The sequence below is a fragment of the Candidatus Latescibacterota bacterium genome, assembly GCA_020633725.1.
In the GTDB taxonomy this organism is placed as follows: domain Bacteria; phylum Krumholzibacteriota; class Krumholzibacteriia; order JACNKJ01; family JACNKJ01; genus VGXI01.
The window spans coordinates 538,334-561,267 of sequence record JACKDC010000002.1; the positions used below are offsets into that span (position 1 = coordinate 538,334).

The window sequence follows — 22,934 nt, forward strand, 5'->3', positions numbered from 1 at the left end:
ACAAATCAAGAATTAGTTGACACCATGGTACACCGGGGTTACGCTTTGTGGTGAATCCTGGCGTGGAGGTTGCCATGGTTCCCGAGGACTCCCCCAAAGACGGCGCCGGCCTGCCGCCTCGCTCTGCGGCGCTCGAGCGCTTGCTTGGTCGCCAGGGCGCCGCACCGGCGCCGATCCCCGAGACGCGTGAGGAGGCGGGCTCCGCCGCCTCGACCAGCGCCGACTGGGAGCTGGAGAGGCTGCGCGGACAGCTGCGCCAGGCGCAGGAGCGCCTCGCGGATCTCGAGGGCGTGGAGGCGTCACATGGTCGACTGATCGGTCTGCTCGAGGCCAATGCGGAGTTCCTCGTTGCCGGCGACACCGAGAAGCTGCCGGGACGCGTGCTGGCCATCGGCCTCGAACTCACCGGCGCCGAACGCGCCGCCTTCTTCCGCATCGGCAAGGACGGCGCGCTGCGCCCGGCCCTGACCCGGCCCGAGGGGGCGGAGTTCAGCGCGATCAGCCGCTCCGTCGTGCGCGACGCCCTCGTGGGCAAGGAGACGATCGTCCATCAAGGGCGCGTGGCGCGCGAGGGTCTCGAACGGCAGAGCATCCTCGATCTCGACCTCGAGACGGTGGTCGCCACGCCGCTGATGGCGCGGGACCGCCTGCTGGGCGTGCTCTACCTGGACGGCTCGCGGGCCGGGCGCTTCAGCCGGGCGGACATTCCCGTCCTCGAGGTTTTCTCGCGGCTCGCCGCCGCGGCCCTGCTGCGGCTCGAGGAACTCGAGCAGGCGCGCGCCACGAGCGTGCAGCTCAAGGTCGAGAACGAGGACCTGCGCACGGCGCTCGGCGAGCGGACGCGCTTCGGCAACATCCTCGCCGCGAGCCCGGCCATGCTCAAGGTGATCGCGCATCTGCGTCGGATCTGCGCATATCGCAGCACCGTGCGCATCGCGGGCGAGACGGGGACGGGCAAGGAGCTCATCGCCCGGGCGCTGCACAGCGAGGGCCCCTGGGCCGACCAGCCCTTCGTCGCGATCAACTGCGGCGCGATTCCCGAGACGCTCCTCGAGGCCGAGATCTTCGGCCACGAGAAGGGCGCCTTCACCGGCGCCGATCAGGCGAAGCCGGGCCTCTTCGAGCAGGCCGACGGCGGCACCCTCTTCCTCGACGAAATCGGCGACATGCCCTTCCAGCTTCAGGTGAAGCTGTTGCGGGTGCTGGAGGAGAACGAGTTCCGCCGCCTCGGGGGGCAGTCGGCGATCAAGGTGGACGTGCGCGTCATCGCCGCTTCCCATGTGGACCTCGAGCAGCGCGTTGCGGCGGGGCAGTTCAGATCCGATCTCTTCTACCGGCTCAACGTCCTCTCGGTGAAGCTCCCGCCGCTGCGCGAGCGGCCCGAGGACGTCTCGATGCTGGCCGAGCACTTCCTGGACTACTACGCCGAGCGCCTCGGCGTGCCACGGCCGCGCCTGGCGCCCTCCGCCCTGCGGCGGCTGCAGCGCGAGGCCTGGCCCGGCAATGTGAGGCAGCTCCAGAACAGCATCCAGCGGAGCCTGGCCCTGCTCGGGGACGGCAAGGTGCTCGGCGAGGACGAGCTGGTGCTGGATGCGCACCCCGGGACAGCCGGCGTCGGCGCTTCGGCGCGCGAGGGCGAGTCGCTCAAGGATCTGCTGGCGCGGGTGGAGCGCGAGCACATCGCGCGCGCCCTCGAAGCCAGCGGCGGACGGGTGACCGCGACGGCCGCCAGGCTGGGGATCTCGCGACAGTACCTCCACCGCAAGCTGCGGGATCTCGGCCTGCGGGGGGGCGGAAGGCCCTCCGACTCGTAAGCTATCGGCGACAGATCGTCGCCATTCCACTACACGTCTAACTTGTTGTGCATCATCGGCTTTTGCCGATGGTGTCGGAATCGTCGCCTATCGTTTCCGAAACGACCTCCTTCGCGCTCTCGCTCCCTTGCGGCTCCTCGCCGTTAACTCGTTGAAAATGAACACGCTGGACCCGAAACCGCGATGGACCGCGATTCGGGCATTCCGGTTGCTGTAGGGAAGGTGACGGCCTTCGGGGAAACTCGAAAGACACAACGGGAGGAACCAAGATGTTGATCCTACTGCTCAGCTCGCTGACGGGTGCTTACACGGCCTGGTTGACCAAGACCTGGTGGACCAAGACCTGGTGGTAGAGCCCTTCGCGAAGGAACGACTCGATCACGCACACCCCGGCGATGGGCAGTGAGTGATCCGACAAGGAGGTCACAAGTGCTTGTCGTCTTAATGGCCATGATCTCGGCCACAGTGCTTTGCGCGACCAAGACCTGGTGGAATCAGAACTAGGTCGCAACGAATTCCGCCTCGTTCCCCCCCGGTTCGAGCGGATGTGCCTGGAAGGGATTCCGGGCGATGTTCAAGGAAGGCTCTGACTGGATGTCATGGCGCCGCCCCTCCCTCCGGGGAGGGGCGGGTCTGGAAAACTGGAGAGGCAGATGTCGAAAGGTCGACGGACTGGCGAGCAGAAGACGGCGGGGGCCCCCGGCCCCGGTCCGTTGCTCTCGCTGCTGAGATGGCTGACCACGTTCACCGCCGCGCCGGGCAAGGTGCGCTGGGGATACTGATCAGCGCCGCGTGTGACGGCTTCGTCGTGTCGTGGGTCTCACGTCCGTCGCTATTGTCGGTTCGCAAGCCTGATGTCAATTGTTTCGCGAGGAGCCTGCCGGCGTCTGCCGGCAGGCTTTCTCGTCGTTGTGCCTCGCCGCAGCCATCCCCTCGCGTCATGTGATCTTTTCCGCATTCTCTGCTTGATTCCGAACTATGGCCTGACTATCCTGTCGGCGCTCCGCGATTCCTGCACCGCAACATCAGCCACAGGGCCTTCACCGTGAGTCGACTGAACCGCTGGGCCAGACGACTGCTGACGGTAAGAGGGCGAGAGTCGGCCTCGCTGTCTCTCGGCCACCTGGGGCTGACCTACGGCGCCGCGGTGGTCCTCTACGGGCTGGGCGGCTGGTGGCTGGACGGAAAGCTGGGGACCTCTCCCCTCTTCCTCCTCATCGGTGTGGGATTGGGAGCGGTCGGAGGCTTCATCTGGGTCTACCGCGAGGTGCTCAGGGCCGAAGCCCGATCTCGAGCGAAGAAAGCCGCCGAGGCCGGCGAAAGGGAAGGGGAGTCGACGTCGAAGTGAAGCGCCCCGTGGGCATCTTCCTCGCCGGACTCCTGGTGCTCCTCCTGATCGGCCTCCTGTTGATTCGGGCGCTCGCCGGGCCCGAGTCGGCGGACAGGGCGGGTGGCGTCGCGGGACTCGTGGCGGGGGCGGTCGCGGCCCTGCTGAGCTTCTTCCCGCTGCGCCGCGGGCTGCGGGGCTCCAACCAGGGGTTCCTCAAGGCCTACTTCGGCGGACTCGTGTTGCGCTTCGCCCTGCTGGCGCTCGTGGCTGCGGGAGTGTGGCGCCTGACGCAGTGGAACCTGCGCGCCTATCTGACCGCGGTGGCCCTGAGCTACCCACTGATCATGGCCCTCGAAGGCTGGGCCCTGTCCCGGGAGCTTCCCGGCCGGGCGGACAGAGGACGAAGGGCATGACCGGAGCAAGACGCTGATGCACGTTCTCCTCGCGAGCACCCACGAGCCCGTCGCCGAGAGCGCTCACGCGGTCCAGGACACCCTGCACGCGGCAGGCGAGGCCATGGCGCACGGCGCCGCCGAGCACGGCGCGGCGCTCGATCCCCTCGGCCACGTGATCAACAACCCCCATTACGAGTGGACGCATTCGCTCAAGTGGGACCTCTCGCGGCTGCTGCCCCTGCCGAGCTTCGACATCGGCGGGCTGCACGTGGACCTGTCGCCCTCCCTGCACGTGGTCATGCTCTGGATCGCCGCCATCGCGCTGGTCCTGCTGGTCTCGCGGGCGGCGCGCCAGACGGACGCGGGGGGCCTCGTGCCCAAGGGGCGTCTGCGCAACTTCTTCGAGGCGATCATCGTCTTCCTGCGCGACGAGGTCGTCTACACGATCATGGGTCCCAAGGTGGGCCGGCGCTACCTGCCCCTGCTGCTGACCTTCTTCTTCTTCATTCTCTTCGCGAATCTCCTGGGACTGGTGCCGTCCATGGCCACGGCGACGGGCAACATCAACGTCACCGCGACGCTGGCCATCATCACCTTCCTCGCCACGCAGGTGGGGGGCATCCGCGAAAACGGCTTCATCGGCCACTGGAAGGCCCTCGTGCCGCCGGGCGTGCCCTGGCCGCTGGTGCCGATCATGATCCCCATCGAGATCATGGGCATGTTCACCAAGCCCTTCGCGCTGACGGTGCGACTCTTCGCGAACATGATCGCGGGGCACATCATCATCCTGTCCTTCTTCGGCCTGATCTTCAGCTTGAGCCTCAAGACGCTCTACATCTCCGTCCTGCCCTTCGCGGGCGCCGTGGCGATCAGCGCGTTCGAGATCTTCGTGGGCTTCCTGCAGGCGTTCATCTTCACCTTCCTGTCCACGATCTTCATCTATCAGGCGGTTCATCCCGAGCACTAGCGGGTGCGACCGCGCAACCGGGCTGCGGCCCTTGTTCACCCAGGAGGAGTCATCCATGCTTCCCTTCTTCGCTGAAATGAACGCTGCCCAGCTGTCCGCTGGCTTCGGCGCCGGCATCGCCGTCATCGGTGCGGGTCTGGGCATCGGCAAGCTGGCCGCGTCGGCCATGGAGGGCATCGCGCGTCAGCCGGAGGCGGCCGGAGACATCCGCGGCGCCATGATCCTGGCCGCGGCTCTCATCGAGGGCGTCGGCCTGTTCGCGCTCGTCATCTGCATCCTGCTCGCGGGCAAGTAGCCGGGGGCAAGCCGAAGGGATTCATCCATGGGTGACCTGTTTCCCGCCGGGCTTCCCGTGCTCTTGGCCACAGCGGAAGAGGGCGGCCGGAAGTTCGGCCTCCTCAGCCCCGACCCTGGGCTCATCCTGTGGACGGTGCTGACCTTTTTCGTGCTCCTCATCCTGCTGAGGAAGACGGCCTGGGGTCCCATCGTCGACGGTCTCGATCGCCGCGAGGAGAACATCCGCGCGGCGCTGAAGGAGGCCGACGAGGCGCGCGAGGAGAGCCGCAAGGTGCTCGCGGAGCAGCAGGCGGCGCTGGCCGAGGCGCGCAAGGAGGCCCAGGGGATCATCGACCAGGGCGCGGCCATGGCGAAGACGCTGCACGCCGAGCTGGTGACCAAGGCGCAGGCCGAGGCCGGGGAGATTCTCGCGTCCGCGCGCCGCGAGATCCAGCTCGAGGCCGACCGCGCCCGCGAGTCGCTGCGCGCTGAGGTCGTGGACCTCAGCCTGCAGGTGGCGGGCAAGCTGCTGGAGCGCTCGCTGGGCGACGCCGACCACGAGCGCCTGGCGCGCGAGTTCATGAGCGAAGTGGAGAAGTCGTGAGGCACGCGGCCATCGCCAGGGTCTACGCGTCGGCGCTGCTGGAGCTCGCGGTGGAGCGGGACCAGCTCGGCGCGGTCGTCGACGACCTGCGCGACCTGGGTGAGCTCTGGGACGAGAGCCCGGAGTTCCGTCGCCTGCTGGATTCGCCGGAGCTGGGCGAAGCGCAGAAGCGCCGGGCCCTCGAGCGCCTGCTGGCCGAGGCCGCCTCGCCGCTCACCCTGCGCTTTCTGCTGACCCTGCTCCGGCGGCACCGGGAAGGCCTGCTGCCGTCCATCCTCCAGATGTTCCGGCGGCTGCTGGACGAGAGGGAGGGGCGCCTGCGCGGCGAGCTGCTCAGCGCGCGTCCCCTGGACGAGGCCACGCGCGGCCGCATCGAGCAGGCCCTGAGCCGCGCCACCGGCGCCGCCGTGGAGCTCACGACGGGCACCGACGATCAACTGCTGGCCGGCATGGTGCTCCACCTCGCCGACCGAACCGTGGACGGCAGCCTCAGGACACGCCTGGGCCGCCTGCGGGACCGTCTGCTGACGGCCGAACTGGGAAAGGAATGAGATGAAGATCCGCCCGGAAGAGATCACGTCCATCATCAAGTCCGAGATTCAGGGCTTCGAGGGCGGCCTGGAGGTCGAGGAGACCGGGCAGGTGCTCGAGGTCGGCGACGGCATCGCCCGCGTCTACGGCCTGTCCAAGGCCATGTCGGGTGAGCTGCTCGAGTTCGCCAACGGCACCATGGGCATGGCGCTGAACCTGGAAGAGGACAACATCGGCGTCGTGCTGATGGGCGAGTACTTCGAGATCAAGGAAGGCGACACCGTCAAGCGCACCGGGCGCGTGATCTCCGTGCCCGTGGGCGAGGCCATGCTGGGCCGCGTGGTGACGCCCCTCGGCGAGCCGCTCGACGGCAAGGGCCCGATCAAGGCCGCCGGCTACCGCCCGCTGGAGAGCCCGGCGCCGGGCATCGTCGACCGCCAGCCCGTGAAGGAGCCGCTCTTCACCGGCCTCAAGTCCGTGGACTCGATGATCCCCATCGGCCGCGGCCAGCGCGAGCTGATCATCGGCGACCGCAGCACGGGCAAGACGGCCGTGGCGCTGGACGCCATCATCAACCAGAAGAACACCGACGTGATCTGCGTCTACGTGGCGATCGGCCAGAAGGCGTCCACCGTTGCGGGGGTGGTCGAACAACTGCGGAAGCACGGCGCCATGGACTACACGATCGTGGTCGCGGCCAACGCCTCCGACCCGGCGCCGCTGCAGTACATCGCCCCCTACGCGGGCGCGGCCATGGCCGAGTACTTCATGTACGACAAGGGCGGCCACACGCTCTGCATCTACGACGACCTGTCCAAGCAGGCCGTGGCCTACCGCCAGCTCTCGCTGCTGCTGCGCCGGCCGCCGGGACGCGAGGCCTATCCGGGCGACGTCTTCTACCTGCACAGCCGCCTGCTCGAGCGCGCGGCCAAGCTGAGCGAGGAGAAGGGCGGCGGCAGCCTCACGGCCCTGCCGATCATCGAGACCCAGGCCGGCGACGTGACCGCCTACATCCCCACCAACGTGATCTCGATCACGGACGGACAGATCTTCCTGGAGCCCGACCTGTTCAACCAGGGCGTGCGTCCGGCCATCAACGTGGGCATCTCGGTGTCCCGCGTGGGCGGCAACGCGCAGATCAAGGCCATGCGCAAGGTGGCCGGCTCGCTGCGACTGGACATGGCGCAGTACCGCGAGCTCGAGGCCTTCGCGCAGTTCGGCTCCGAGCTCGACAAGGCCACCCAGGCCGCGCTGGCCAAGGGCGAGCGCATGGTGGAGGTTCTCAAGCAGAACCAGTGGGTGCCCATGCCCATCCAGGAGCAGGTGATGATCATCTTCGCCGCGGTGACCGGCTACCTGTCCGGCATCCCCGTGGAGAAGGTGCGCGACTTCGAGGAGGGCTTCCTGGCCTACATGCGCGGTCAGAAGCCCGAGGTGGGCGCGAGCATCGTGAAGGAGGGGCAGATCAGCCCCGACAACGAAAAGGCGCTGCGTTCGGCGCTCGAGGACTTCCAGAAGCAGTACGGCAACTAGGGGCGAAATGGCCAGCGCCAAGGATATCCAGAAGCGGATCAAGAGCGTCACCAGCACGCACAAGATCACGCGCACCATGGAGATGGTGGCGACGAGCAAGTTCAAGCGCGCCGTCGACCGCCTGGCCGCCGCGCGCCCCTTCGCGGCCACGCTGCCCGAGATGCTCGCGCTGGTGGCCGCGGGCGAGGCGGAGTCGCACCCGCTGCTCGCCTCGCGTGCCGTGGTGAAGCGCGTCGCCCTGCTCGTGCTGACCACCAACCGCGGTCTCTGCGGCGCGATCAACACGAACATCCTCCGCCTGGCCGTGCGCTTCGCCAGGGAGCAGGAGGCGGCCGGCCGCGAGGTGGACATCTACGTGGTGGGCAAGAAGGGCACAGGCTACCTGCGCTTCGTCGGCCGGAAGGTGAAGTACAGCAGCACGGACCTCAGCGACCGGCCGCAGCCCGAGGACGCCGACCGCTTCGCGGGCATGCTGAGCGAGGCCTTCCTCGCGGGCGAGGTGGACGAGGTCCACGTGGCCTACCCGCGCTTCAAGAACGCCGCCGAACAGCCGGCCACGCTGGACAAGGTGCTGCCGCTGACCTTGCCGGTGGAGAGCAACGGCCCGCAGCCCAACTTCATTCTCGAGCCGGACGCCGAGCACCTGCTCGGCGAGCTGCTGCCGCTCTTCCTGCGCAGCAGCTTCTTCCGGACCCTGCTGGAGATGGCCGCCAGCGAGCAGGGCGCGCGGCGCACGGCCATGAAGGCGGCCTCGGACAGCGCCAAGGAGATGATCGACACGCTCACGCTGTCGTACAACAAGGCGCGCCAGGCCCAGATCACCAAGGAACTGCTGGAAATCGTCGGCGGCGCGGAGGCCCTCAAGTAGGCACCGCCGCTGTCACGTGGAACGAGGAGCGAGCATGAGCGCGAACGGAAAAGTGGTCCAGGTCATCGGTCCCGTCCTCGACGTGGAGTTCCCCGAGGGGATGGTGCCGGAGATCATGACCGCCCTGACCATCGACACGGAGATCGAGGGGCGGCGCATCAAGCTCACGGCCGAGGTGCAGCAGCACATCGGGCGGAACCAGGTGCGCGCGGTGGCCATGAGCTCCACCGATGGACTCATCCGCGGCGTGGAGGCCGTCAACACGGGCGCGCCGATCACGGTGCCCGTGGGCGAGGAAGTGCTCGGCCGCATCTTCAACGTGCTCGGCGAGCCGGTGGACGGCCTCGGCCCCGTCGCGGCCACGCGCACCCGCTCGATCCACATGCCGCCCCCCAGCTTCGACAAGCTCGAGCCCAAGAGCGAGCTCTTCGAGACGGGCATCAAGGTCATCGACCTGCTCGCGCCCTACGTGCGCGGCGGCAAGGTGGGCCTCTTCGGCGGCGCGGGCGTGGGCAAGACGGTCGTCATCATGGAGCTGATCAACAACATCGCCAAGCAGCACGGCGGCTACTCCTGCTTCTGCGGCGTGGGCGAGCGCACCCGCGAGGGCAACGACCTCTACCTGGAGATGAAGGAGAGCGGCGTCATCGACAAGACCGCGCTCATCTACGGGCAGATGAACGAGCCGCCGGGCGCGCGTCTGCGCGTCGGGCTCACCGGCCTGACCATGGCCGAAGCCCTGCGCGACATGTCCGGCGGCCGCGACGTCCTGGTCTTCATCGACAACATCTTCCGCTTCACGCAGGCGGGCTCCGAGGTGAGCGCGCTGCTGGGCCGCATGCCCAGCGCCGTGGGCTACCAGCCGAGCCTGGCGACGGAGATGGGCGAGCTGCAGGAGCGCATCACGTCGACCACGGGCGGCGCCATCACCTCCGTGCAGGCCATCTACGTGCCGGCGGACGACCTCACCGACCCGGCGCCGGCCACGACCTTCAGCCACCTGGACGCCACGACGGTGCTCAGCCGTCCCATCGCCGAGCTGGGCATCTACCCCGCCGTGGACCCGCTGGACTCCACCAGCCGCATCATGAACCCCCAGGTGCTCGGCGAGGAGCACTACCGCGTGGCGCGCGCGGTGCAGATGACCCTGCAGCGCTACAAGGACCTGCAGGACATCATCGCGATCCTCGGCATGGACGAGCTCTCCGAGGAGGACAAGCTCACCGTGCAGCGCGCCCGCAAGATCCAGCGCTTCCTGAGCCAGCCCTTCTTCGTCGCCGAGCAGTTCACCGGCTTCCAGGGCAAGTACGTCAAGCTGGAGGACACGATCCGCAGCTTCCGCGAGCTGGTGGAGGGCAAGTGGGATCACCTGCCGGAGCAGGCCTTCCTCTACGTCGGCACCATCGAGGACGCGGCGGCCAAGGCCGAGCAGCTGGAGGCGTCCAGTGCCTAGCCTGCACTGCAAGATCGTCGCGCCCACGGGCGTGGTCTTCGAGGGCGAGGCGGCCAGCCTCAAGGGTCCGGGCTGGGAGGGCCGCTTCGGCATCCTCCCGCGCCACGCGCCCTACCTGGTGCGCCTGCTCGAGGGGCCGCTGCTCCTGGCGAACGAGTCCAAGCAGCCGCTCTACAGCGCGGACATCACCGGCGGTTTCCTGCTGGTGGCGCGCAACCAGTGCACGGTGCTGGTGGAGGGCATCGCCTCGGGCGAGTAGCCGCGACAGCCTGCGACCATGCCGAAGCCCCCGCTGCGAGGCAGCGGGGGCTTGGCATTGGAGGGTGCTTCGGACTAGCGCAGGGTAATCAGGTCGCGGTCCATGAGACGCAGGCCGTCGATGCGCCAGACGAGGTAGGGGTCGTTCGTCCCCTCCTCGGCGAAGAGGCGGCCGCCGTCGCCCAGCAGGCCGACGCTCCCGTCGTCCAGCGTGGCGAGCTGGTACTCCAGCTCGAGGGCGGGCAGAAGGTCGAGGGCCCCGCCCGCCGCGCCGAGCGCGCGCACGTCCTGCGTGAAGCGCCGCAGCAGGCCGTTCTTGGCCGGCTGGTCCAGTCGATGCTCCACCAGGAAGAGGGTCTCGACGCCGTCCAGGGTTCCCAGGGCCTTCCTGTCGATGCTCAGGCTTCCGTCCGTCAGCGAGAAACTGCTGACGAAGGTGCTGTCGATGGGACCTTCCACGGCGGCAAGGCCTTCAATGGCGGTCGCCTCGACCACCAGCACCTTGCCGGCGGGCAAGGCGGCCAGGGCCGAGGAGGCGGCCAAGAGCAGGGCCAGGGCCATGCCCGCGCTGCGAATGCTGTTCGTCCTCATGATGTCGTGTCCTCGCGGTGGGGGTTCGGCTCCGGTGAAAGGTCAATCTTACCAGTTTCCCGGGGGGCGCCACAAGGGCGGCCAGCGCTTGCCCGCGCGCGGGCCGCAGGCTAGAGTGGAGGCCCAGCCTGGGAGGGCGCGATGATCCGGCAACTGATTCTGTGGCTTGCCCTTGCCTGCACGGCCGGCGCGCAGGAGACCGCGCCGGCCCCCGCGGCGCCCTCGGCTTCGGCGGCGCCGCCGGTGCGCAGCCTGCTCCTGGCCTCCCGCCAGGCCGCGGCGCCCGGCGACACGCTGCTCCTGGGCCTGCTCCTGGAGCCGGCGGCCGGCTGGCACCTCTACTGGCGCGGGCTCAACGACAGCGGCCTGCCGCCCGAGCCCAGCCTCGCGCTTCCGGAGGGTGCCCGCTGGCTGGAGGAATGGCAGTGGCCCGCCCCCGAGCGGCTGGTGTCGCCGGGGGACATCCTCGATCACGTCTACCCGCGGCGCCTGCTGCTCACGGCCGCCCTGCTTCTGCCCAGCGCCGCGCCCGCCGAGGACGGCTACACGCTCCGTGGCAAGGTCGACTGGGTCGCGTGCCGCGAGGCCTGCCGCTTCGGCTCGGACTCGCTCAGCCTGCACCTGCCGCTGCGGGCCGCCGGGCAGCCGCCGCTGGCCTCGGCCGCCGCGGCGCGCATCGAGGCGGTGCGGGAGGCGCTGCCCATCCCGCTGGCAAACGGCCAGGCCGGCCTCACGATCGCCCGCGGCGAGCGCAGCGTGCTGGTCGCGCTGGACGGCGCCGAGGAACTCGCGTTCTATCCCGCGCTCGACTGCATCGTCCTCAGCAATCCCCTGGCCGACGGCGAGGCCATCGGCGATCGGCTCAACCTCCGGCTCAAGGGCGGGGCCATGGCCGCCGGCCGCCTGCGGGGCATCCTGGCCGCGCTGGCCGACGGCGAACGCAGGCACTATCTTCTGGACCACCCCCTCGGCGCGACTGCCTCCGCGGAGTCGCCCCCAACCAAGGAGTGATCGATGCCCCGCAGCTTTCCTCTCGCGGCGCTCGCCCTCGCGCTGCTCGGTCTCACCCTCCCGGTTCTCGCCGGCGCCCTCGAAGTCGGCGACACGGCGCCCGACTTCACGCTGACGGACCTCGCCGGCAAGGAACACCACCTCGCCGACTACCTGGAGGCCGGCCACGTGGTCGTGCTCGAGTGGTTCAATCCCGACTGCCCCTTCATCAAGAAGCACCACGAGGCGCACCACACGATGGACGACACCTTCGCCGACTTCGCCGAGTCGGGCGTGGTCTGGCTGGCGATCAACTCGGGCGCCCCCGGCAAGCAGGGGGCGGGTCTCGAGCGCAATCAGCAGGCCGCGAAGGACTATGACGTCAGCTTTCCGATCCTGCTGGACGCGTCCGGCGACGTGGGCCGCGCCTATGCGGCGAAGACCACGCCGCACATGTTCGTCATCGACGCCAAGGGCATCGTGCGCTACGACGGCGCGATCGACGACGCGCCCAACCCCGGCGGCGACCTCGGCGAGAACTACGTGGCGGCCGCGCTGAACCAGCTGCTGGCCGGCGAGGACATCGCCGTGGCCAGCAGCAAGCCCTACGGCTGCTCGGTGAAGTACGGGGACAAGGGCTAGCCGGAAGCCTAGAGCGCCAGCATCCGCTCGAGCGGCACCCGCGCCTTGCGGATCAGGTCGGGGTCCATCTCGATGCGCGGCTCCAGGTCGCGCAGGGCGAGGTAGATCTTCTCGAGGGTGTTGAGCTTCATGTAGGGGCACTCGTTGCAGGCGCAGCCGCCCTCCTCGTAGGGGGCGGCGATGAAGGTCTTGCCCGGGGCGAGCTTCTTCATCTGGTGGAGGATGCCCGTCTCCGTGCCCACGATGAAGCTCGCGGCCTCGCTCTCCTGCACGAAGCGCAGCAGGCGCGCGGTGGAGCCGACGAAGTCGGCGTGCCGCAGCACCGGCGGCTCGCACTCGGGGTGCGCGATGAACAGCGCCTCCGGGTGCGCCGCCTTCTCCTCGAGGATCTGCCGCTCGCTGAAGGTCTCGTGGACGATGCAGGTGCCCGGCCACAGATCCATCGACAGGCCGAGCGTGCGGTTCAGCCAGCCGCCCAGGTTGCGGTCCGGCACGAAGAGCACCGGCTTCTCCGGCGGCAGGCTTCTCACCACCTTCTCCGCGTTGCCCGAGGTGCAGATGATGTCCGCCAGCGCCTTGGTGCCCGCGCTGCAGTTGATGTAGGCCACCACCAGGTGATCGGGGTGCTCGGCCTTCCAGGCGGCGAGCTGGTCGGCGGGGCAGGCGTCGGCGAGGGAGCAGCCCGCGTCCATGTCGGGCACGATCACGGTGCGCTCGGGGTTCAGGATCTTGGCCGTCTCGGCCATGAAATGAACACCGGCGAAGAGGATGACCTCGGCGTCCGTGTCCCGGGCGGCCTGGGCCAGCGCCAGGCTGTCGCCGAGAAAGTCCGCGAGGTCCTGGATCTCGGCTTCCTGGTAGTAGTGCGCGAGGATCACGGCCTTGCGCTCCGTGCGCAACCGCGTGATCTCGGCTTCCAGGTCCAGCCACGGGGGGATCCCCGCCAGCTTCTGATCCAGGGTGGTCGTGCGCGACAGCATGGCGTTCGCCTCCTTCCGACGTCTCAATCATAGGCGGCGCCTGACGCCGCACAAGGGGCAAAGCGAGCTTGAGAAGGCTTTCCCGAGGACCCGAGCGAGCCCGGCGACAAAACGCTTGTCAGCGCTCCGGGCCGCTGACATGATGCGATCGTGGTGGTTGGCCCACCGGGCCAGCGATCGCGGTGATGGAAGGGAGGCCCATGCCCGCACGGGAACTGCGACCGGGCGCGCTCGTCGCGCTGCTGCTCACGCTCATTGCGTGCCTCCCCGCCCCCAGCTTCGCCCAGGACGCGCCCGCCGCGCTGCGTCCACCCACCGGCCTCACTGTCGGCGACAATCCCAACGACAACGGCCATGGCGTGCTCCTGCACTGGACGCCGTCCCCGGACGACAGCCTGCTGCTCGTCTACGAGGTCTGGCGCGGACCGAGCGTCGCCGCGCCGGACAGCGCCTGGTTCCAGGTGGGCACCGAGCCGCGGGGTGGCGCGAGCTTCGTCTACTTCGACCCCGATCCCAGCAAGCACGGCGAGCCGAACCCCGCCTACGTGCCGGTGGGGGAGCCGGTCCTGCTGCGCGTGCGGGGACGTGCCGGCGACGGGCGCGTCACGGCCTGGACCAAGCCGGCCACCGGCGTCGGCGTGGGCAACTGGTTCCACACCGGCAAGACGAACATCCTCGTGGCCACGCTGGCCTTCGGCGTCGCGGTGATGGTCTTCATCGCGCGCTCGCGCCGGGGGCGGGAGCTCTACATCCGTCCGATCCCCGGCCTGAGCGCGGTGGATGAGGCCATCGGCCGCGCCACGGAGATGGGCACGCCCATCCTCTACGTGCTGGGCACGGGCACGGCCAGCGACATCGCGACGATCGCGGGCTACACGATCCTCTCGCGCGTGGCGCGCCGCACGGCCGAGTACCAGACGCCGATCCTCGTGCCCGTCAACGACCCGGTGATGCTGGCCATGGGGCAGGAGGTCGTGAAGGAGGCCTACGTCCAGGCCGGCCGCCCGGAGGTCTACAAGCCCGACAACATCAGCTACGTGTCGGCGATGCAGTTCCCCTACGTGGCCGCGGTGAACGGCCTCATGCAGCGCGAGCAGCCGGCGACCTGCTTCTACATGGGCGTCTTCCACGCCGAGAGCCTGCTGCTGGCCGAGACCGGCAGCGGCACCGGCGCCATCCAGATCTCCGGCACCGACCAGATCTCGCAGATCCCCTTCTTCGTGGCCGCCACCGACTACACGCTGATCGGCGAGGAGCTCTACGCGGCCAGCGCCTACCTCTCCCAGGAGCCGGCGCAGATCGGCCCGCTCAAGGCGCAGGACTACGCGAAGGTGGTCATCATCGTCATCATCATCGTGGGCATCCTGGCGCTCACCCTGGCGCACTGGGACGGGATCCTCCAGCTCGTGCGCACGCCGGTCTGAGGAGCCATGAAGAAGCAGATACCCATCCTGATCGTCTTCGTGACCGGCATCATCATGGTGCTGCAGTACTTCGTGCCGCACGAGGCGTCGGAGTTCCTCTTCACCTACGCCAACGACTTCGTGATCGTGATCGGCATCCTCGCGCTGCCGCTGGGCATCTTCTCGCTCATGCGCGGCACGCTGATGAAGGCCATCAAGAGCCGCAAGGAGCGCTTCTACTCGCTGGCGACCCTGATCGGGTTCCTGGTGATGGTCTTCTCCGGCCTCAAGCGCTCGCAGTTCACGGACGAGGGGACGCTCCTGCAGAATCTCTTCGAGTACGTGATGATCCCCTGCCAGGCGACGATCTTCTCCATGCTGGCCTTCTACATCGCCAGCGCGGCCTATCGCGCCTTCCGCGTGCGCACCCTGCTGGCCACGGTGCTGCTGGGGACGGCCTTCATCGTGATGCTGCGCATCATCCCGCTGCCCGGCCCGCTCTCGAGCTGGAACAGCGCGCTGGTGCAGTGGATCCTGGCCGTGCCGAACATGGCCGCGAAGCGGGCCATCATCATCGGCGTGGGCCTGGGCGCGATCTCCTACAGCATGAAGATCGTCCTGGGCATCGAGCGCGGCTACATGGGAGGCGACAACTGATGCGAACCCGCGCGGGAGTGAGGGCGGCATGAACGGCGACACGCGGCACTGGTTCGACCGGCTGCTGGACATCGACCGGCGCTGGATCTACCTGCTCATGGCGCTGGTGGTGATCATCCCGGCGATCTGGTCCTTCAGCGTGCCGGTGGGCATCTCGGGCGAGGTGCGGGCGGTCCATGGGTTCATCGAGGACCTCAAGCCCGGCGACGTGGTCCACCTCGCGATCGACTACGACCCGTCCACCCTGGCCGAGCTGCACCCGATGGCCGAGGCCATCATGCGGCAGTGCTTCGCCAAGGACGTCCGCCTGGTCGTCACCGCGCTCTCGCAGTTCGGCCCCGCGATGGCCGACCAGCTCATCACGCGCGTCGCGGGGGACTACGGCAAGGTGAACGGCCAGGACTACACCTTCCTCGGCTACAAGCCCTATCCCGCGATCACCATCCTCGCCATGGGCACCGACTACCGCGTGCCCTTCCCGACGGACTACTACGGCACGCCCGTCGACGACATCCCGATGATGGAGGACATCCACAACTACGACGACGTGGCCTGCGTGGTCAGCCTCGCCGGCGGCAACGTGGCCGACATGTGGATCCAGTACGGCAACGCCAAGTACGGCGTGCCGGTGGCGCTGGGCGTCACGGGCGTGATGGCCTCGGACTACTACCCCTACCTGCAGTCGGAGCAGGTCTTCGGGCTGCTGCCTGGCGTCAAGGGCGCGGCGGAGTACGAGCGGCTCGAGGGCACGCCGGGCGAGGCCTCGCGCGGCATGCCCTACCAGGTGACGAGCCACCTCTTGATCATCCTGGCCATGGTCGTGGCCAACGTGGGTTACGTCGCCCAGCGACGGGCCGCAGCGGGGAGGCGCTAGGCGTGGACATGAGCTGGGGTGACGTGCTCTGGCAGGGCCTGGCGGTCTACCTGACCCTGTCGATCTTCTCGTTCCTCTACGGCGACAATCCGTTCTACAAGTTCGCCGAGCGGCTCTGGGTGGGCGTGGCCACGGGCTACTGGACCATGCTCCTCTACCACCAGGGCTTCCACGACAAGGTGATCCTGCCCATCGTGCACGAGCACCAGTGGTACTACATCTTCCCGGTGCTGCTCGGCATGATGATGTGGTTCCGCCTGTCGCCGCGCCTGGGCTGGCTCAGCCGCTACGCGCTCGGCTTCTACGTGGGCATCTCGACGGGCATCTTCATCCCCCTCGCCTGGAAGACCTCGGTCTTCCTGCAGGTGGAGGGCACGCTGCGTCCGGTGAGCGGCGTCTGGCAGAGCGTCAACTTCACGCTCTCGCTGCTCGGCGTGATCTGCGCGCTGGCCTACTTCTTCTTCTCCCGTCCCCACACGGGTGCGCTCAAGGTGATGAGCCGCGCCGGCATCTACACGCTGATGATCGGCTTCGGCGCCGGCTTCGGCCTCACCGTCATGGGGCGCGTGGCGCTGCTGGTGCAGCGCGTGATCTTCATGCGGGACTACTTCGTGGGACTCTGGGGCAAGCTGTTCTGATCCGCCCCGCTAACCCTTGTCCGGCCGCGGCAGCGTGAACAGCGCCTCGGGCGCGGCGTGCGCGTACCAGTCCCCGCCCAGGCGACCGATCAGGTCGAGCTTCCGCGCGTCGGGCCCGTCCGGGCTCAGCACGGACTCGTCCACGTGGACGAAGACCGCCTCCCCGATCACGTAGTTCGACGCCAGCGGCCCCTCGCCGTGGCGGACGATCCGGTGCAGCCGGCACTCGATGGCCACCGGGCTCTCGGCCACGCGCGGCGGCTTCACGCGGACGGCCGGGGCGCGGGTGAAGCCGGCGGCGTCGAACTCGTCCACTTCGGGGGGATAGCTCCAGGAGGCCTGGCTCATCCGTTCGGCCATGGCGCGCGTCACCACGTTGACGACGAACTCGCCCGCGGTCTCGACGTTGCGCACGGTGTCCTTCACCGCCCCGTCCCGCGTGTTCACCGGGCAGAAGACCAGGCTGGGCGGATTGAGACCGCCCATGGCGAAGAAGGAGAAGGGGGCCAGGTTGCCGCGCCCGGCCGGATCCAGGCTGCTCACGAAGGCGATGGGGCGCGGCCCCACGACCCGCGTGAGCAGCTGGTAGACGTCCCGCCGCTCCATGGCGGCCAGATCGAAGTCGGCCACGGCTACTCCAGCCAGCTCAGCAGGTAGTCCGGATCCTCCACGCCCAGCACGGGCTTGGCCACGTGCAGCGGGCGGAAGGTGTCCAGCATGACCGCGAGCTCGTCGGTCTGCTTCGCGCCGACGGACTTCTCCATGGTGCCCGGATGCGGCCCGTGCGGCGTGCCGTCCGGGTGCAGGGTCACCGAGCCGTACTCGATGCCCTTGCGGCTCATGAACTCGTCCTTGGCGTAGTAGATGATCTCGTCGGTCATCACGTTGCTGTGGTTGTAGGGCGCCGGCACGGCCTCGGGATGGAAGTCGTAGAGCCGCGGCACGAAGGAGCAGACCACGAAGCCGTCGCACTGGAAGGTCTGGTGCACGGGCGGCGGCTGGTGCAGGCGGCCCACGATGGGTTCGAAGTCCTCGATGTTCAGCGCCCAGGGGTAGTAGTGGCCGTCCCAGCCCACCACGTCGAAGGGGTGGTGCGCCATCACGACCTCCTGCAGCAGGTTGTGCTGCTTGGTCAGGATGACGAACTCGCCCGTCTCGTCGTGAACGGGCAGTTCCTCCGGCAGGCGGAAGTCGCGCTCGCAGAAGGGGCTGTGCTCGAGGTGCTGGCCGTACTCGTTGCGGTAGCGCGCCGGCGTCTCGATGAACCCGGTCGCCTCCATCACCAGGATCCGCGCGGGCCCGTCCAGCACCAGCCGGTGGATGATCCCGCGGGGGATGACCACGTAGTCGCCACGCCGCAGGCGCAGCGTGCCCATGGTCGACTCGAGCCGGCCGCTGCCGTCGGCGAGGAAGAGCAGTTCGTCGCCCTGGGCGTTGCGGTAGAAGAAGTCGTCGACGGTGTCCGGCTGCACGAAGGACACGGCGACGCTGCGGTTGAAGAGGGCGGGCGTGCGGTTCAGCACGGGGCTCCCGCCCACGGGCAGCCGATGCAGGCGCAGGTGACGCGGGCGGATGCGCAGATCGGGGTCCGCTTCCCAGTTCAGCTGCTCCCGGATCCGCACCTCGCGGAGCCGCGTGGGACGTCGCAGGTGGTACATGAGCGACGCCGGCCCGGTGAAGCCCTTGTTGCCCATGAGGTGCTCGTAGCGGTAGCCGCCGTCCTCGGCCTTGAAGACCGTGTGGCGCTTGCGGGGGATCGTCCCCAGGCGGTGGTAGATGGGCATCGCTGCCTCCGGTTGGCTGAGGGGTGACCCGCAGTGTGACCCAAAGGGCGGTCCGTGTAAACCGGGCGCTGGCGGCGCCCGTTAGCTCGCCGCGACCGTGCCCGCGAGCACGCCGAGGCGCTCGATCTCGAGCTCCACCCGGTCGCCCGGCTCGAGCCAGCCGCCGGCGGCCTCGGGCCCCAGCTCGAGGATGCACCCGCCGCCCACCGTCCCGCTGCCGATCAGCTCGCCGGGTTGCAGGTCCACGCCGCGGGAGGCGCGGGCGATCATCTCGCCGAACGAGTAGTGGATGTCGCGCCAGTTGCCACGGCTCAGCTCGCGGCCGTTGCGCCGCACGCTCATGCCGAGGTCGTAGCCCTTGCCCTCCCGGCGGTCGGCCAGCTCGTCCGGGGTGACGAGCCACGGACCGAGGGAGGTGGCGAAGTCCTTGCCCTTGGCGGGCCCCAGGCCGACGCTCATCTCCTCGCGCTGCACACGGCGCGCGCTCCAGTCGTTGAGCACGCAGTAGCCGGCGATGGCCGCCTCGCCCGCGTCGGGCGAGAGGTCGCGGCCGCCGACGCCCAGCACGGCGCCGATCTCGAGCTCGAAGTCCATCCACTCGCCGTCGGGCGGCACGTCGATCGTGGCCTCGTGCCCGCGCAGCGTGTGCGGATTGGAGAAGTAGAAGACGGGAAAGCGGTACCAGGCCTCCGGCACTTCCAGCCCGCGCCGGGCCCGGGCGGTGGCCACGTGCTGCTCGAAGGCGTAGAAGTCGCGGAAGGTGGCCGCGGGGAGCAGGGGCGGCAGCCAGCGGAAGCTGCCCGGCGCGAGGGCGCGCTCGGCCCGGGCGTCGGCGCCGAGGCCGACGAGCGCGTCCCGCCAGGCGGGGAGGCGGCCCACGTTGTGGGCGCCGAGGGGGCCGTCCGTGTCCTCGCCGAGCAGGGCCGCGAGGTCGTGGCCGGCGCCGTTCAGCCAGACGCCGACGCGGCCCCCCTCGTTACCCCTGTGTGCATAATTGAACAGGCGCACGCTCTGCCCCCACGCGGCCGCCGCGAGCTAGAGCGTGCCCCGGCTCGCCTGCTCGCGCTCGATGGACTCGAACAGCGCGCGGAAATTGCCCTTGCCGAAGCTGTTGCAGCCCTTGCGCTGGATGATCTCGAAGAAGAGCGTCGGCCGGTCTTCCACCGGCTTCGAGAAGAGCTGGAGCAGGTAGCCCTTGTCGTCGCGGTCCACGAGGATGCCGAGCGGGGCGAGGACCTTGAGGTCCTCGTCGATCTTGCCCACACGGTCGCCCAGCATCGTGTAGTAGGAGTCGGGCACGCTCAGGAACTCCACGCCGGCGGCGCGCAGCTTCTGCACGGTCTCGATGATGTCGCCGGTCAGGAGCGCGATGTGCTGCGAGCCGGGGCCCTTGTTGAAGTCGAGGTACTCCTCGATCTGGCTCTTCTTGAGCCCCTTGGCCGGCTCGTTGATCGGGAAGCGGATGTTGGCCGTGGGGCTGCTCATCACCTTGGAGCGCAGGGCGGTGAACTCGGTGGAGATGTCCTTGTCGTCGAAGGAGAGGAACTGCGTCCAGCCGAGGACGCGCTCGTACCACTCCTTCCAGTACTCCATCTTGCCCTCTTCGACGTTGCCCACGATGTGGTCGATCACCTTGAAGCCGAAGCCGGGCTCGTCGATGCGCTGCTCCCGGTAGCCGGGCAGGAAGCAGCCCTTGTAGTCCTTCATGGAGATGAAGCTGTGGATCACGTCGCCGTAGGTGTGGATGGCGGCGTGGCGCACCGTGCCGTGCTCGTCGCTGCGGTCCACCGGCTCCTTGACCGGCACGGCGCCGCGCTCGACGGCCAGGGCGAAGGCGCGGTCGGCGTCGTCCACCAGGAAGGCGATGTCGCGCACCCCGTCGCCGTGGCGGTTCAGGAAGTCGTTCATCACGCCGTGCTCGTCCAGCGGCGTGCTGAGCACCAGACGGACCTTGTTCTCCCCCAGGCAGTAGGACGTGCGGTCCTTGAGGCCGGTCTCCAGTCCCGCGTAGGCGATCTGGCTGAAGCCGAAGCCCTTGCGATAGTAGTAGGCGGCCTGCTTCGCGTTGCCGGCCCAGATCTCGACGTGGTGGATGGACTTGATGGCGATGGGTTCCACGGACATCGGGCGCTCCCGGGGTTGGCGTGAGGGGTCGCTGTTCGGGTAGGGCGAGCTTACGAGGGTGACGGCGGTCGCGCAAGACCCCAAATCGCTTGCCAGACCAGGGTTTCGGACCTAGGATTGCTCAAGCATTGCGGCAGGGAACAGGAAAACCGCAACCGCAGGGAGGACGCATGAAGCGCGTGCAGAACATCCTCGAACGCAAGGGGACGGCCGTCTCCTCCATCGGCGAGTCGGCCACCGTTCTGGAGGCCGCCCGCGAGATGAACCGCCAGCGCATCGGCAGCCTGGTGGTGCTCAAGGGCGACGACGTCATCGGGATCTTCTCGGAACGGGACATCCTCACGCGCGTCGTGGCCGTGGGCCTGGACCCCGCCACCACGGCCGTCAACGCGGTGATGACCACGCCCGTGGCCTGCTGCAAGCGGGAGTCGAGCCTCGAGGAGTGCAAGGCGGTCATGACGGAGCTGCGCGTCCGCCACCTGCCGGTGGTGGACGAGGGCCGCCTCCAGGGCATCGTGACCGCCGGCGACCTGATGGCCTTCGAGGCCAAGGAGCACGAGCACACCATCGAGCACCTCTATCACTACCTCTACGGCACCTCCCCCTGAACGCGGGGCGGGCGGCCGGGAAATCCCTTGATGCCCTCGAAGGGCCCGCCTAAACTGGCGCGGTTCCAGTTCGCCCTGACGCCTGCGCGCGCCCTGCCGGACAGCCCCGCGCGGGCAGGGTCGGCGAGGGCACGAAGCGAGAGGATGTGTGCGCCATGATCGTCGGCATTCCCAAGGAGACCTTCCCCGGCGAGCGCCGCGTCGCCATGGTGCCCGCCAACATGGCGCCCCTGATCAAGGCCGGCGCGGAACTCCGCGTCGAGCGCGGCGCCGGCGAAGCGGCCGGCATCGTGGACGGGGCCTTCACCGAGAAGGGCGCGAGTCTGGCCAGCCGCGAGGAGCTCTTCGCGCAGGCCGACGTGATCGTCCAGGTCCGCAGCCTCGGCGCCAATCCCGAGGCCGGCGAGAGCGATCTGCCGCTGCTGCGCAAGGACCAGGTGCTCGTGGGCATGTCCGACCCCCTGGGCAACCCCCAGGCCGCGGCCAAGATCGCCGCGACGGGCGCCACCCACTTCAGCCTCGAGCTGATCCCGCGCATCACCCGCGGCCAGGCGATGGACGTGCTGTCCTCCATGGCCACCGTGGCCGGCTACCGCGCCGTCATTCTGGCCGCCGAGCGCCTGCCCCGCATGTTCCCGATGATGATGACCGCGGCGGGCACGCTGACGCCGGCGCACGTCTTCATCATGGGCGCGGGCGTGGCCGGCCTGCAGGCCATCGCCAGCGCGCGCAAGCTCGGCGCGGTGGTTCACGCCTACGACGTGCGCCCGGCGGTCAAGGAGCAGGTGGAGAGCCTGGGCGGCAAGTTCGTCGAGCTGCCGCTGGACACGGCGGGCGCCGAGGACGCCGGCGGCTACGCCAAGGAGCAGAGCGCCGAGTTCCTGGCCAAGCAGCGCGAGCTGCTGAGCAAGGTGATCGCCGACAGCGACGTGGTCATCACCACGGCGGCCGTGCCCGGGCGGCGCGCGCCGATCCTCGTGACCGCCGACATGGTGAAGGGCATGGCGCCCGGGTCGGTGATCGTCGACCTGGCCGCCGAGCGCGGCGGCAACTGCGAGCTGACGCAGCCGGGCGAGACGGCCGTCGTGGGCGGCGTGAGCATCCTCGGCCCGCCCAACCTGCCCAGCGACGTGCCCTTCCACGCCAGCCAGATGTTCGCCAAGAACGTCGCCAACTTCCTGCTCAACATGGTCAAGGAGGGCCAGCTCACGATCGACCGCGCGGACGAGATCGTGGACGGCACCCTCGTCACCCAGGGCGGCGCGGTCGTGAACGAGCGCGTCAAGGCGCTGCTGAGCTGACCCGCGCCGCACAAGGAGCGATCATGGACTTCCTCAGCATTCTCACCCTCTTCGCGCTGGCGATCTTCGTCGGCTTCGAGATCATCACCAAGGTGCCGCCAACGCTGCACACGCCGCTGATGTCCGGCTCCAACGCCATCAGCGGCATCACGGTGATCGGCGCGCTCCTGGCGGCCGGCTCGGAGAAGGGCGGCCATCCCCTCGTGACATGGCTGGGCGTGGCGGCGGTGGTGTTCGCCACCATCAACGTGGTGGGCGGCTTCATGGTCACGCACCGCATGCTGGCGATGTTCAAGAAGAAGGAGAACTAGGC

The 22,934-nt window shown here is 68.9% G+C and carries 26 protein-coding genes; 20 read left to right on the top strand and 6 right to left on the bottom strand.

Features of this window, described 5'->3' with window-relative positions; translation table 11 throughout:
* Positions 1 to 140 precede the first annotated feature (140 nt).
* From H6693_06780 to H6693_06830, 11 genes are all read left to right on the top strand, one after another.
* The gene (locus H6693_06780; protein ID MCB9515883.1) at positions 141 to 1,814 is read left to right on the top strand and encodes a sigma 54-interacting transcriptional regulator; all 1,674 of its coding nucleotides are present in this window, start codon (positions 141 to 143) and stop codon (positions 1,812 to 1,814) included.
* Between the two features lie 1,045 nt (positions 1,815 to 2,859).
* The gene (locus H6693_06785; GenBank protein ID MCB9515884.1) at positions 2,860 to 3,162 is read left to right on the top strand and encodes an AtpZ/AtpI family protein; all 303 of its coding nucleotides are present in this window, start codon (positions 2,860 to 2,862) and stop codon (positions 3,160 to 3,162) included.
* The gene (locus tag H6693_06790; protein MCB9515885.1) at positions 3,159 to 3,557 is read left to right on the top strand and encodes a hypothetical protein; all 399 of its coding nucleotides are present in this window, start codon (positions 3,159 to 3,161) and stop codon (positions 3,555 to 3,557) included. Before H6693_06785 ends, H6693_06790 begins: the two co-directional genes overlap by 4 nt.
* Before the next feature lie 16 nt (positions 3,558 to 3,573).
* Positions 3,574 to 4,506, top strand: coding sequence for a F0F1 ATP synthase subunit A (gene atpB, locus H6693_06795; GenBank protein ID MCB9515886.1), 933 nt, complete (start codon positions 3,574 to 3,576; stop codon positions 4,504 to 4,506).
* Positions 4,507 to 4,582: 76 nt separating this feature from the next.
* Positions 4,583 to 4,801, top strand: a complete 219-nt coding sequence (gene atpE, locus H6693_06800; protein MCB9515887.1) for an ATP synthase F0 subunit C — start codon at positions 4,583 to 4,585, stop codon at positions 4,799 to 4,801.
* Between the two features lie 27 nt (positions 4,802 to 4,828).
* Positions 4,829 to 5,386 carry a F0F1 ATP synthase subunit B gene (gene atpF, locus H6693_06805; protein MCB9515888.1) on the top strand — a complete coding sequence of 186 codons (558 nt, stop codon included), beginning with the start codon at positions 4,829 to 4,831 and terminating at the stop codon, positions 5,384 to 5,386.
* The gene (gene atpH, locus H6693_06810; protein MCB9515889.1) at positions 5,383 to 5,937 is read left to right on the top strand and encodes an ATP synthase F1 subunit delta; all 555 of its coding nucleotides are present in this window, start codon (positions 5,383 to 5,385) and stop codon (positions 5,935 to 5,937) included. Before atpF ends, atpH begins: the two co-directional genes overlap by 4 nt.
* A gap of 1 nt (position 5,938) precedes the next feature.
* Positions 5,939 to 7,450 (top strand): F0F1 ATP synthase subunit alpha, encoded by a 1,512-nt coding sequence (locus H6693_06815; protein MCB9515890.1) that lies wholly within the window; start codon positions 5,939 to 5,941, stop codon positions 7,448 to 7,450.
* Between the two features lie 7 nt (positions 7,451 to 7,457).
* Positions 7,458 to 8,318, top strand: a complete 861-nt coding sequence (atpG, locus tag H6693_06820) for an ATP synthase F1 subunit gamma (GenBank protein MCB9515891.1) — start codon at positions 7,458 to 7,460, stop codon at positions 8,316 to 8,318.
* Positions 8,319 to 8,352: 34 nt separating this feature from the next.
* Positions 8,353 to 9,771 carry a F0F1 ATP synthase subunit beta gene (gene atpD, locus H6693_06825; GenBank protein MCB9515892.1) on the top strand — a complete coding sequence of 473 codons (1,419 nt, stop codon included), beginning with the start codon at positions 8,353 to 8,355 and terminating at the stop codon, positions 9,769 to 9,771.
* Positions 9,764 to 10,030, top strand: a complete 267-nt coding sequence (locus H6693_06830; GenBank protein ID MCB9515893.1) for a F0F1 ATP synthase subunit epsilon — start codon at positions 9,764 to 9,766, stop codon at positions 10,028 to 10,030. The genes atpD and H6693_06830 overlap by 8 nt, the downstream gene beginning before the upstream one ends.
* A 74-nt stretch (positions 10,031 to 10,104) precedes the next feature.
* Here the strand turns inward: H6693_06830 and H6693_06835 are convergent, their stop codons facing one another.
* Positions 10,105 to 10,620, bottom strand: coding sequence for a hypothetical protein (locus H6693_06835; protein ID MCB9515894.1), 516 nt, complete (start codon positions 10,618 to 10,620; stop codon positions 10,105 to 10,107).
* A 141-nt stretch (positions 10,621 to 10,761) separates the two neighbouring features.
* Here H6693_06835 and H6693_06840 point away from each other — a divergent pair, with 141 nt between their 5' ends.
* Complete coding sequence (locus H6693_06840) at positions 10,762 to 11,631, top strand: hypothetical protein (GenBank protein MCB9515895.1); 870 nt, start codon at positions 10,762 to 10,764, stop codon at positions 11,629 to 11,631.
* A gap of 3 nt (positions 11,632 to 11,634) precedes the next feature.
* Positions 11,635 to 12,252 carry a thioredoxin family protein gene (locus H6693_06845; GenBank protein MCB9515896.1) on the top strand — a complete coding sequence of 206 codons (618 nt, stop codon included), beginning with the start codon at positions 11,635 to 11,637 and terminating at the stop codon, positions 12,250 to 12,252.
* Between the two features lie 8 nt (positions 12,253 to 12,260).
* Here the strand turns inward: H6693_06845 and nadA are convergent, their stop codons facing one another.
* Positions 12,261 to 13,232, bottom strand: a complete 972-nt coding sequence (gene nadA, locus H6693_06850; protein ID MCB9515897.1) for a quinolinate synthase NadA — start codon at positions 13,230 to 13,232, stop codon at positions 12,261 to 12,263.
* 200 nt (positions 13,233 to 13,432) lie between these two features.
* Between nadA and H6693_06855 the strand changes: the two genes are divergently transcribed.
* Genes H6693_06855 through H6693_06870 form a run of 4 tightly spaced genes read left to right on the top strand, consistent with a single transcriptional unit; the run spans position 13,433 to position 16,804 of the window.
* Positions 13,433 to 14,656, top strand: a complete 1,224-nt coding sequence (locus H6693_06855; GenBank protein ID MCB9515898.1) for a hypothetical protein — start codon at positions 13,433 to 13,435, stop codon at positions 14,654 to 14,656.
* A 6-nt stretch (positions 14,657 to 14,662) separates the two neighbouring features.
* Complete coding sequence (locus H6693_06860; GenBank protein ID MCB9515899.1) at positions 14,663 to 15,292, top strand: hypothetical protein; 630 nt, start codon at positions 14,663 to 14,665, stop codon at positions 15,290 to 15,292.
* A gap of 28 nt (positions 15,293 to 15,320) precedes the next feature.
* Positions 15,321 to 16,166 carry a hypothetical protein gene (locus tag H6693_06865; GenBank protein ID MCB9515900.1) on the top strand — a complete coding sequence of 282 codons (846 nt, stop codon included), beginning with the start codon at positions 15,321 to 15,323 and terminating at the stop codon, positions 16,164 to 16,166.
* A gap of 2 nt (positions 16,167 to 16,168) precedes the next feature.
* Positions 16,169 to 16,804 carry a hypothetical protein gene (locus H6693_06870; GenBank protein MCB9515901.1) on the top strand — a complete coding sequence of 212 codons (636 nt, stop codon included), beginning with the start codon at positions 16,169 to 16,171 and terminating at the stop codon, positions 16,802 to 16,804.
* Positions 16,805 to 16,813: 9 nt separating this feature from the next.
* Here H6693_06870 and H6693_06875 read toward each other — a convergent pair whose 3' ends face one another.
* From H6693_06875 to hppD, 4 genes are all read right to left on the bottom strand, one after another.
* Entirely contained in the window at positions 16,814 to 17,434 is a 621-nt protein-coding gene (locus H6693_06875; GenBank protein MCB9515902.1) for a flavin reductase family protein, read from the bottom strand.
* A 2-nt stretch (positions 17,435 to 17,436) separates the two neighbouring features.
* A complete protein-coding gene (locus H6693_06880) occupies positions 17,437 to 18,588 on the bottom strand; it encodes a homogentisate 1,2-dioxygenase (GenBank protein ID MCB9515903.1) in 1,152 nt (383 codons plus the stop codon).
* A gap of 81 nt (positions 18,589 to 18,669) precedes the next feature.
* On the bottom strand, positions 18,670 to 19,539 hold the full coding sequence (locus tag H6693_06885) for a fumarylacetoacetate hydrolase family protein (protein MCB9515904.1): 870 nt from the start codon (positions 19,537 to 19,539) through the stop codon (positions 18,670 to 18,672).
* 84 nt (positions 19,540 to 19,623) lie between these two features.
* Positions 19,624 to 20,712: a 4-hydroxyphenylpyruvate dioxygenase gene (gene hppD / locus H6693_06890; protein MCB9515905.1), complete on the bottom strand. Its 1,089-nt coding sequence runs from the start codon at positions 20,710 to 20,712 to the stop codon at positions 19,624 to 19,626.
* A 170-nt stretch (positions 20,713 to 20,882) separates the two neighbouring features.
* Here hppD and H6693_06895 point away from each other — a divergent pair, with 170 nt between their 5' ends.
* The 3 genes from H6693_06895 to H6693_06905 all read left to right on the top strand — a co-directional run bounded on the left by H6693_06895 (position 20,883) and on the right by H6693_06905 (position 22,932).
* Positions 20,883 to 21,320 carry a CBS domain-containing protein gene (locus tag H6693_06895; protein MCB9515906.1) on the top strand — a complete coding sequence of 146 codons (438 nt, stop codon included), beginning with the start codon at positions 20,883 to 20,885 and terminating at the stop codon, positions 21,318 to 21,320.
* Between the two features lie 155 nt (positions 21,321 to 21,475).
* Positions 21,476 to 22,621, top strand: coding sequence for a Re/Si-specific NAD(P)(+) transhydrogenase subunit alpha (locus H6693_06900; GenBank protein MCB9515907.1), 1,146 nt, complete (start codon positions 21,476 to 21,478; stop codon positions 22,619 to 22,621).
* A gap of 20 nt (positions 22,622 to 22,641) precedes the next feature.
* The gene (locus H6693_06905) at positions 22,642 to 22,932 is read left to right on the top strand and encodes an NAD(P) transhydrogenase subunit alpha (protein MCB9515908.1); all 291 of its coding nucleotides are present in this window, start codon (positions 22,642 to 22,644) and stop codon (positions 22,930 to 22,932) included.
* The last annotated feature ends 2 nt before the right edge of the window (positions 22,933 to 22,934 follow it).

Bases quoted from the DNA above. Each gene is read 5' to 3' on its own strand.
- hppD (MCB9515905.1), bottom strand. From the start codon at position 20,712: ATGTCCGTGGAACCCATCGCCATCAAGTCCATCCACCACGTCGAGATC.
- H6693_06900 (MCB9515907.1), top strand. From the start codon at position 21,476: ATGATCGTCGGCATTCCCAAGGAGACCTTCCCCGGCGAGCGCCGCGTC.
- atpD (MCB9515892.1), top strand. From the start codon at position 8,353: ATGAGCGCGAACGGAAAAGTGGTCCAGGTCATCGGTCCCGTCCTCGAC.
- H6693_06840 (MCB9515895.1), top strand. From the start codon at position 10,762: ATGATCCGGCAACTGATTCTGTGGCTTGCCCTTGCCTGCACGGCCGGC.
- H6693_06880 (MCB9515903.1), bottom strand. From the start codon at position 18,588: ATGCCCATCTACCACCGCCTGGGGACGATCCCCCGCAAGCGCCACACG.
- H6693_06845 (MCB9515896.1), top strand. From the start codon at position 11,635: ATGCCCCGCAGCTTTCCTCTCGCGGCGCTCGCCCTCGCGCTGCTCGGT.
- H6693_06855 (MCB9515898.1), top strand. From the start codon at position 13,433: ATGCCCGCACGGGAACTGCGACCGGGCGCGCTCGTCGCGCTGCTGCTC.
- H6693_06815 (MCB9515890.1), top strand. From the start codon at position 5,939: ATGAAGATCCGCCCGGAAGAGATCACGTCCATCATCAAGTCCGAGATT.
- H6693_06860 (MCB9515899.1), top strand. From the start codon at position 14,663: ATGAAGAAGCAGATACCCATCCTGATCGTCTTCGTGACCGGCATCATC.
- atpB (MCB9515886.1), top strand. From the start codon at position 3,574: ATGCACGTTCTCCTCGCGAGCACCCACGAGCCCGTCGCCGAGAGCGCT.
- H6693_06865 (MCB9515900.1), top strand. From the start codon at position 15,321: ATGAACGGCGACACGCGGCACTGGTTCGACCGGCTGCTGGACATCGAC.
- atpG (MCB9515891.1), top strand. From the start codon at position 7,458: ATGGCCAGCGCCAAGGATATCCAGAAGCGGATCAAGAGCGTCACCAGC.
- H6693_06835 (MCB9515894.1), bottom strand. From the start codon at position 10,620: ATGAGGACGAACAGCATTCGCAGCGCGGGCATGGCCCTGGCCCTGCTC.
- atpF (MCB9515888.1), top strand. From the start codon at position 4,829: ATGGGTGACCTGTTTCCCGCCGGGCTTCCCGTGCTCTTGGCCACAGCG.
- H6693_06895 (MCB9515906.1), top strand. From the start codon at position 20,883: ATGAAGCGCGTGCAGAACATCCTCGAACGCAAGGGGACGGCCGTCTCC.
- atpE (MCB9515887.1), top strand. From the start codon at position 4,583: ATGAACGCTGCCCAGCTGTCCGCTGGCTTCGGCGCCGGCATCGCCGTC.
- nadA (MCB9515897.1), bottom strand. From the start codon at position 13,232: ATGCTGTCGCGCACGACCACCCTGGATCAGAAGCTGGCGGGGATCCCC.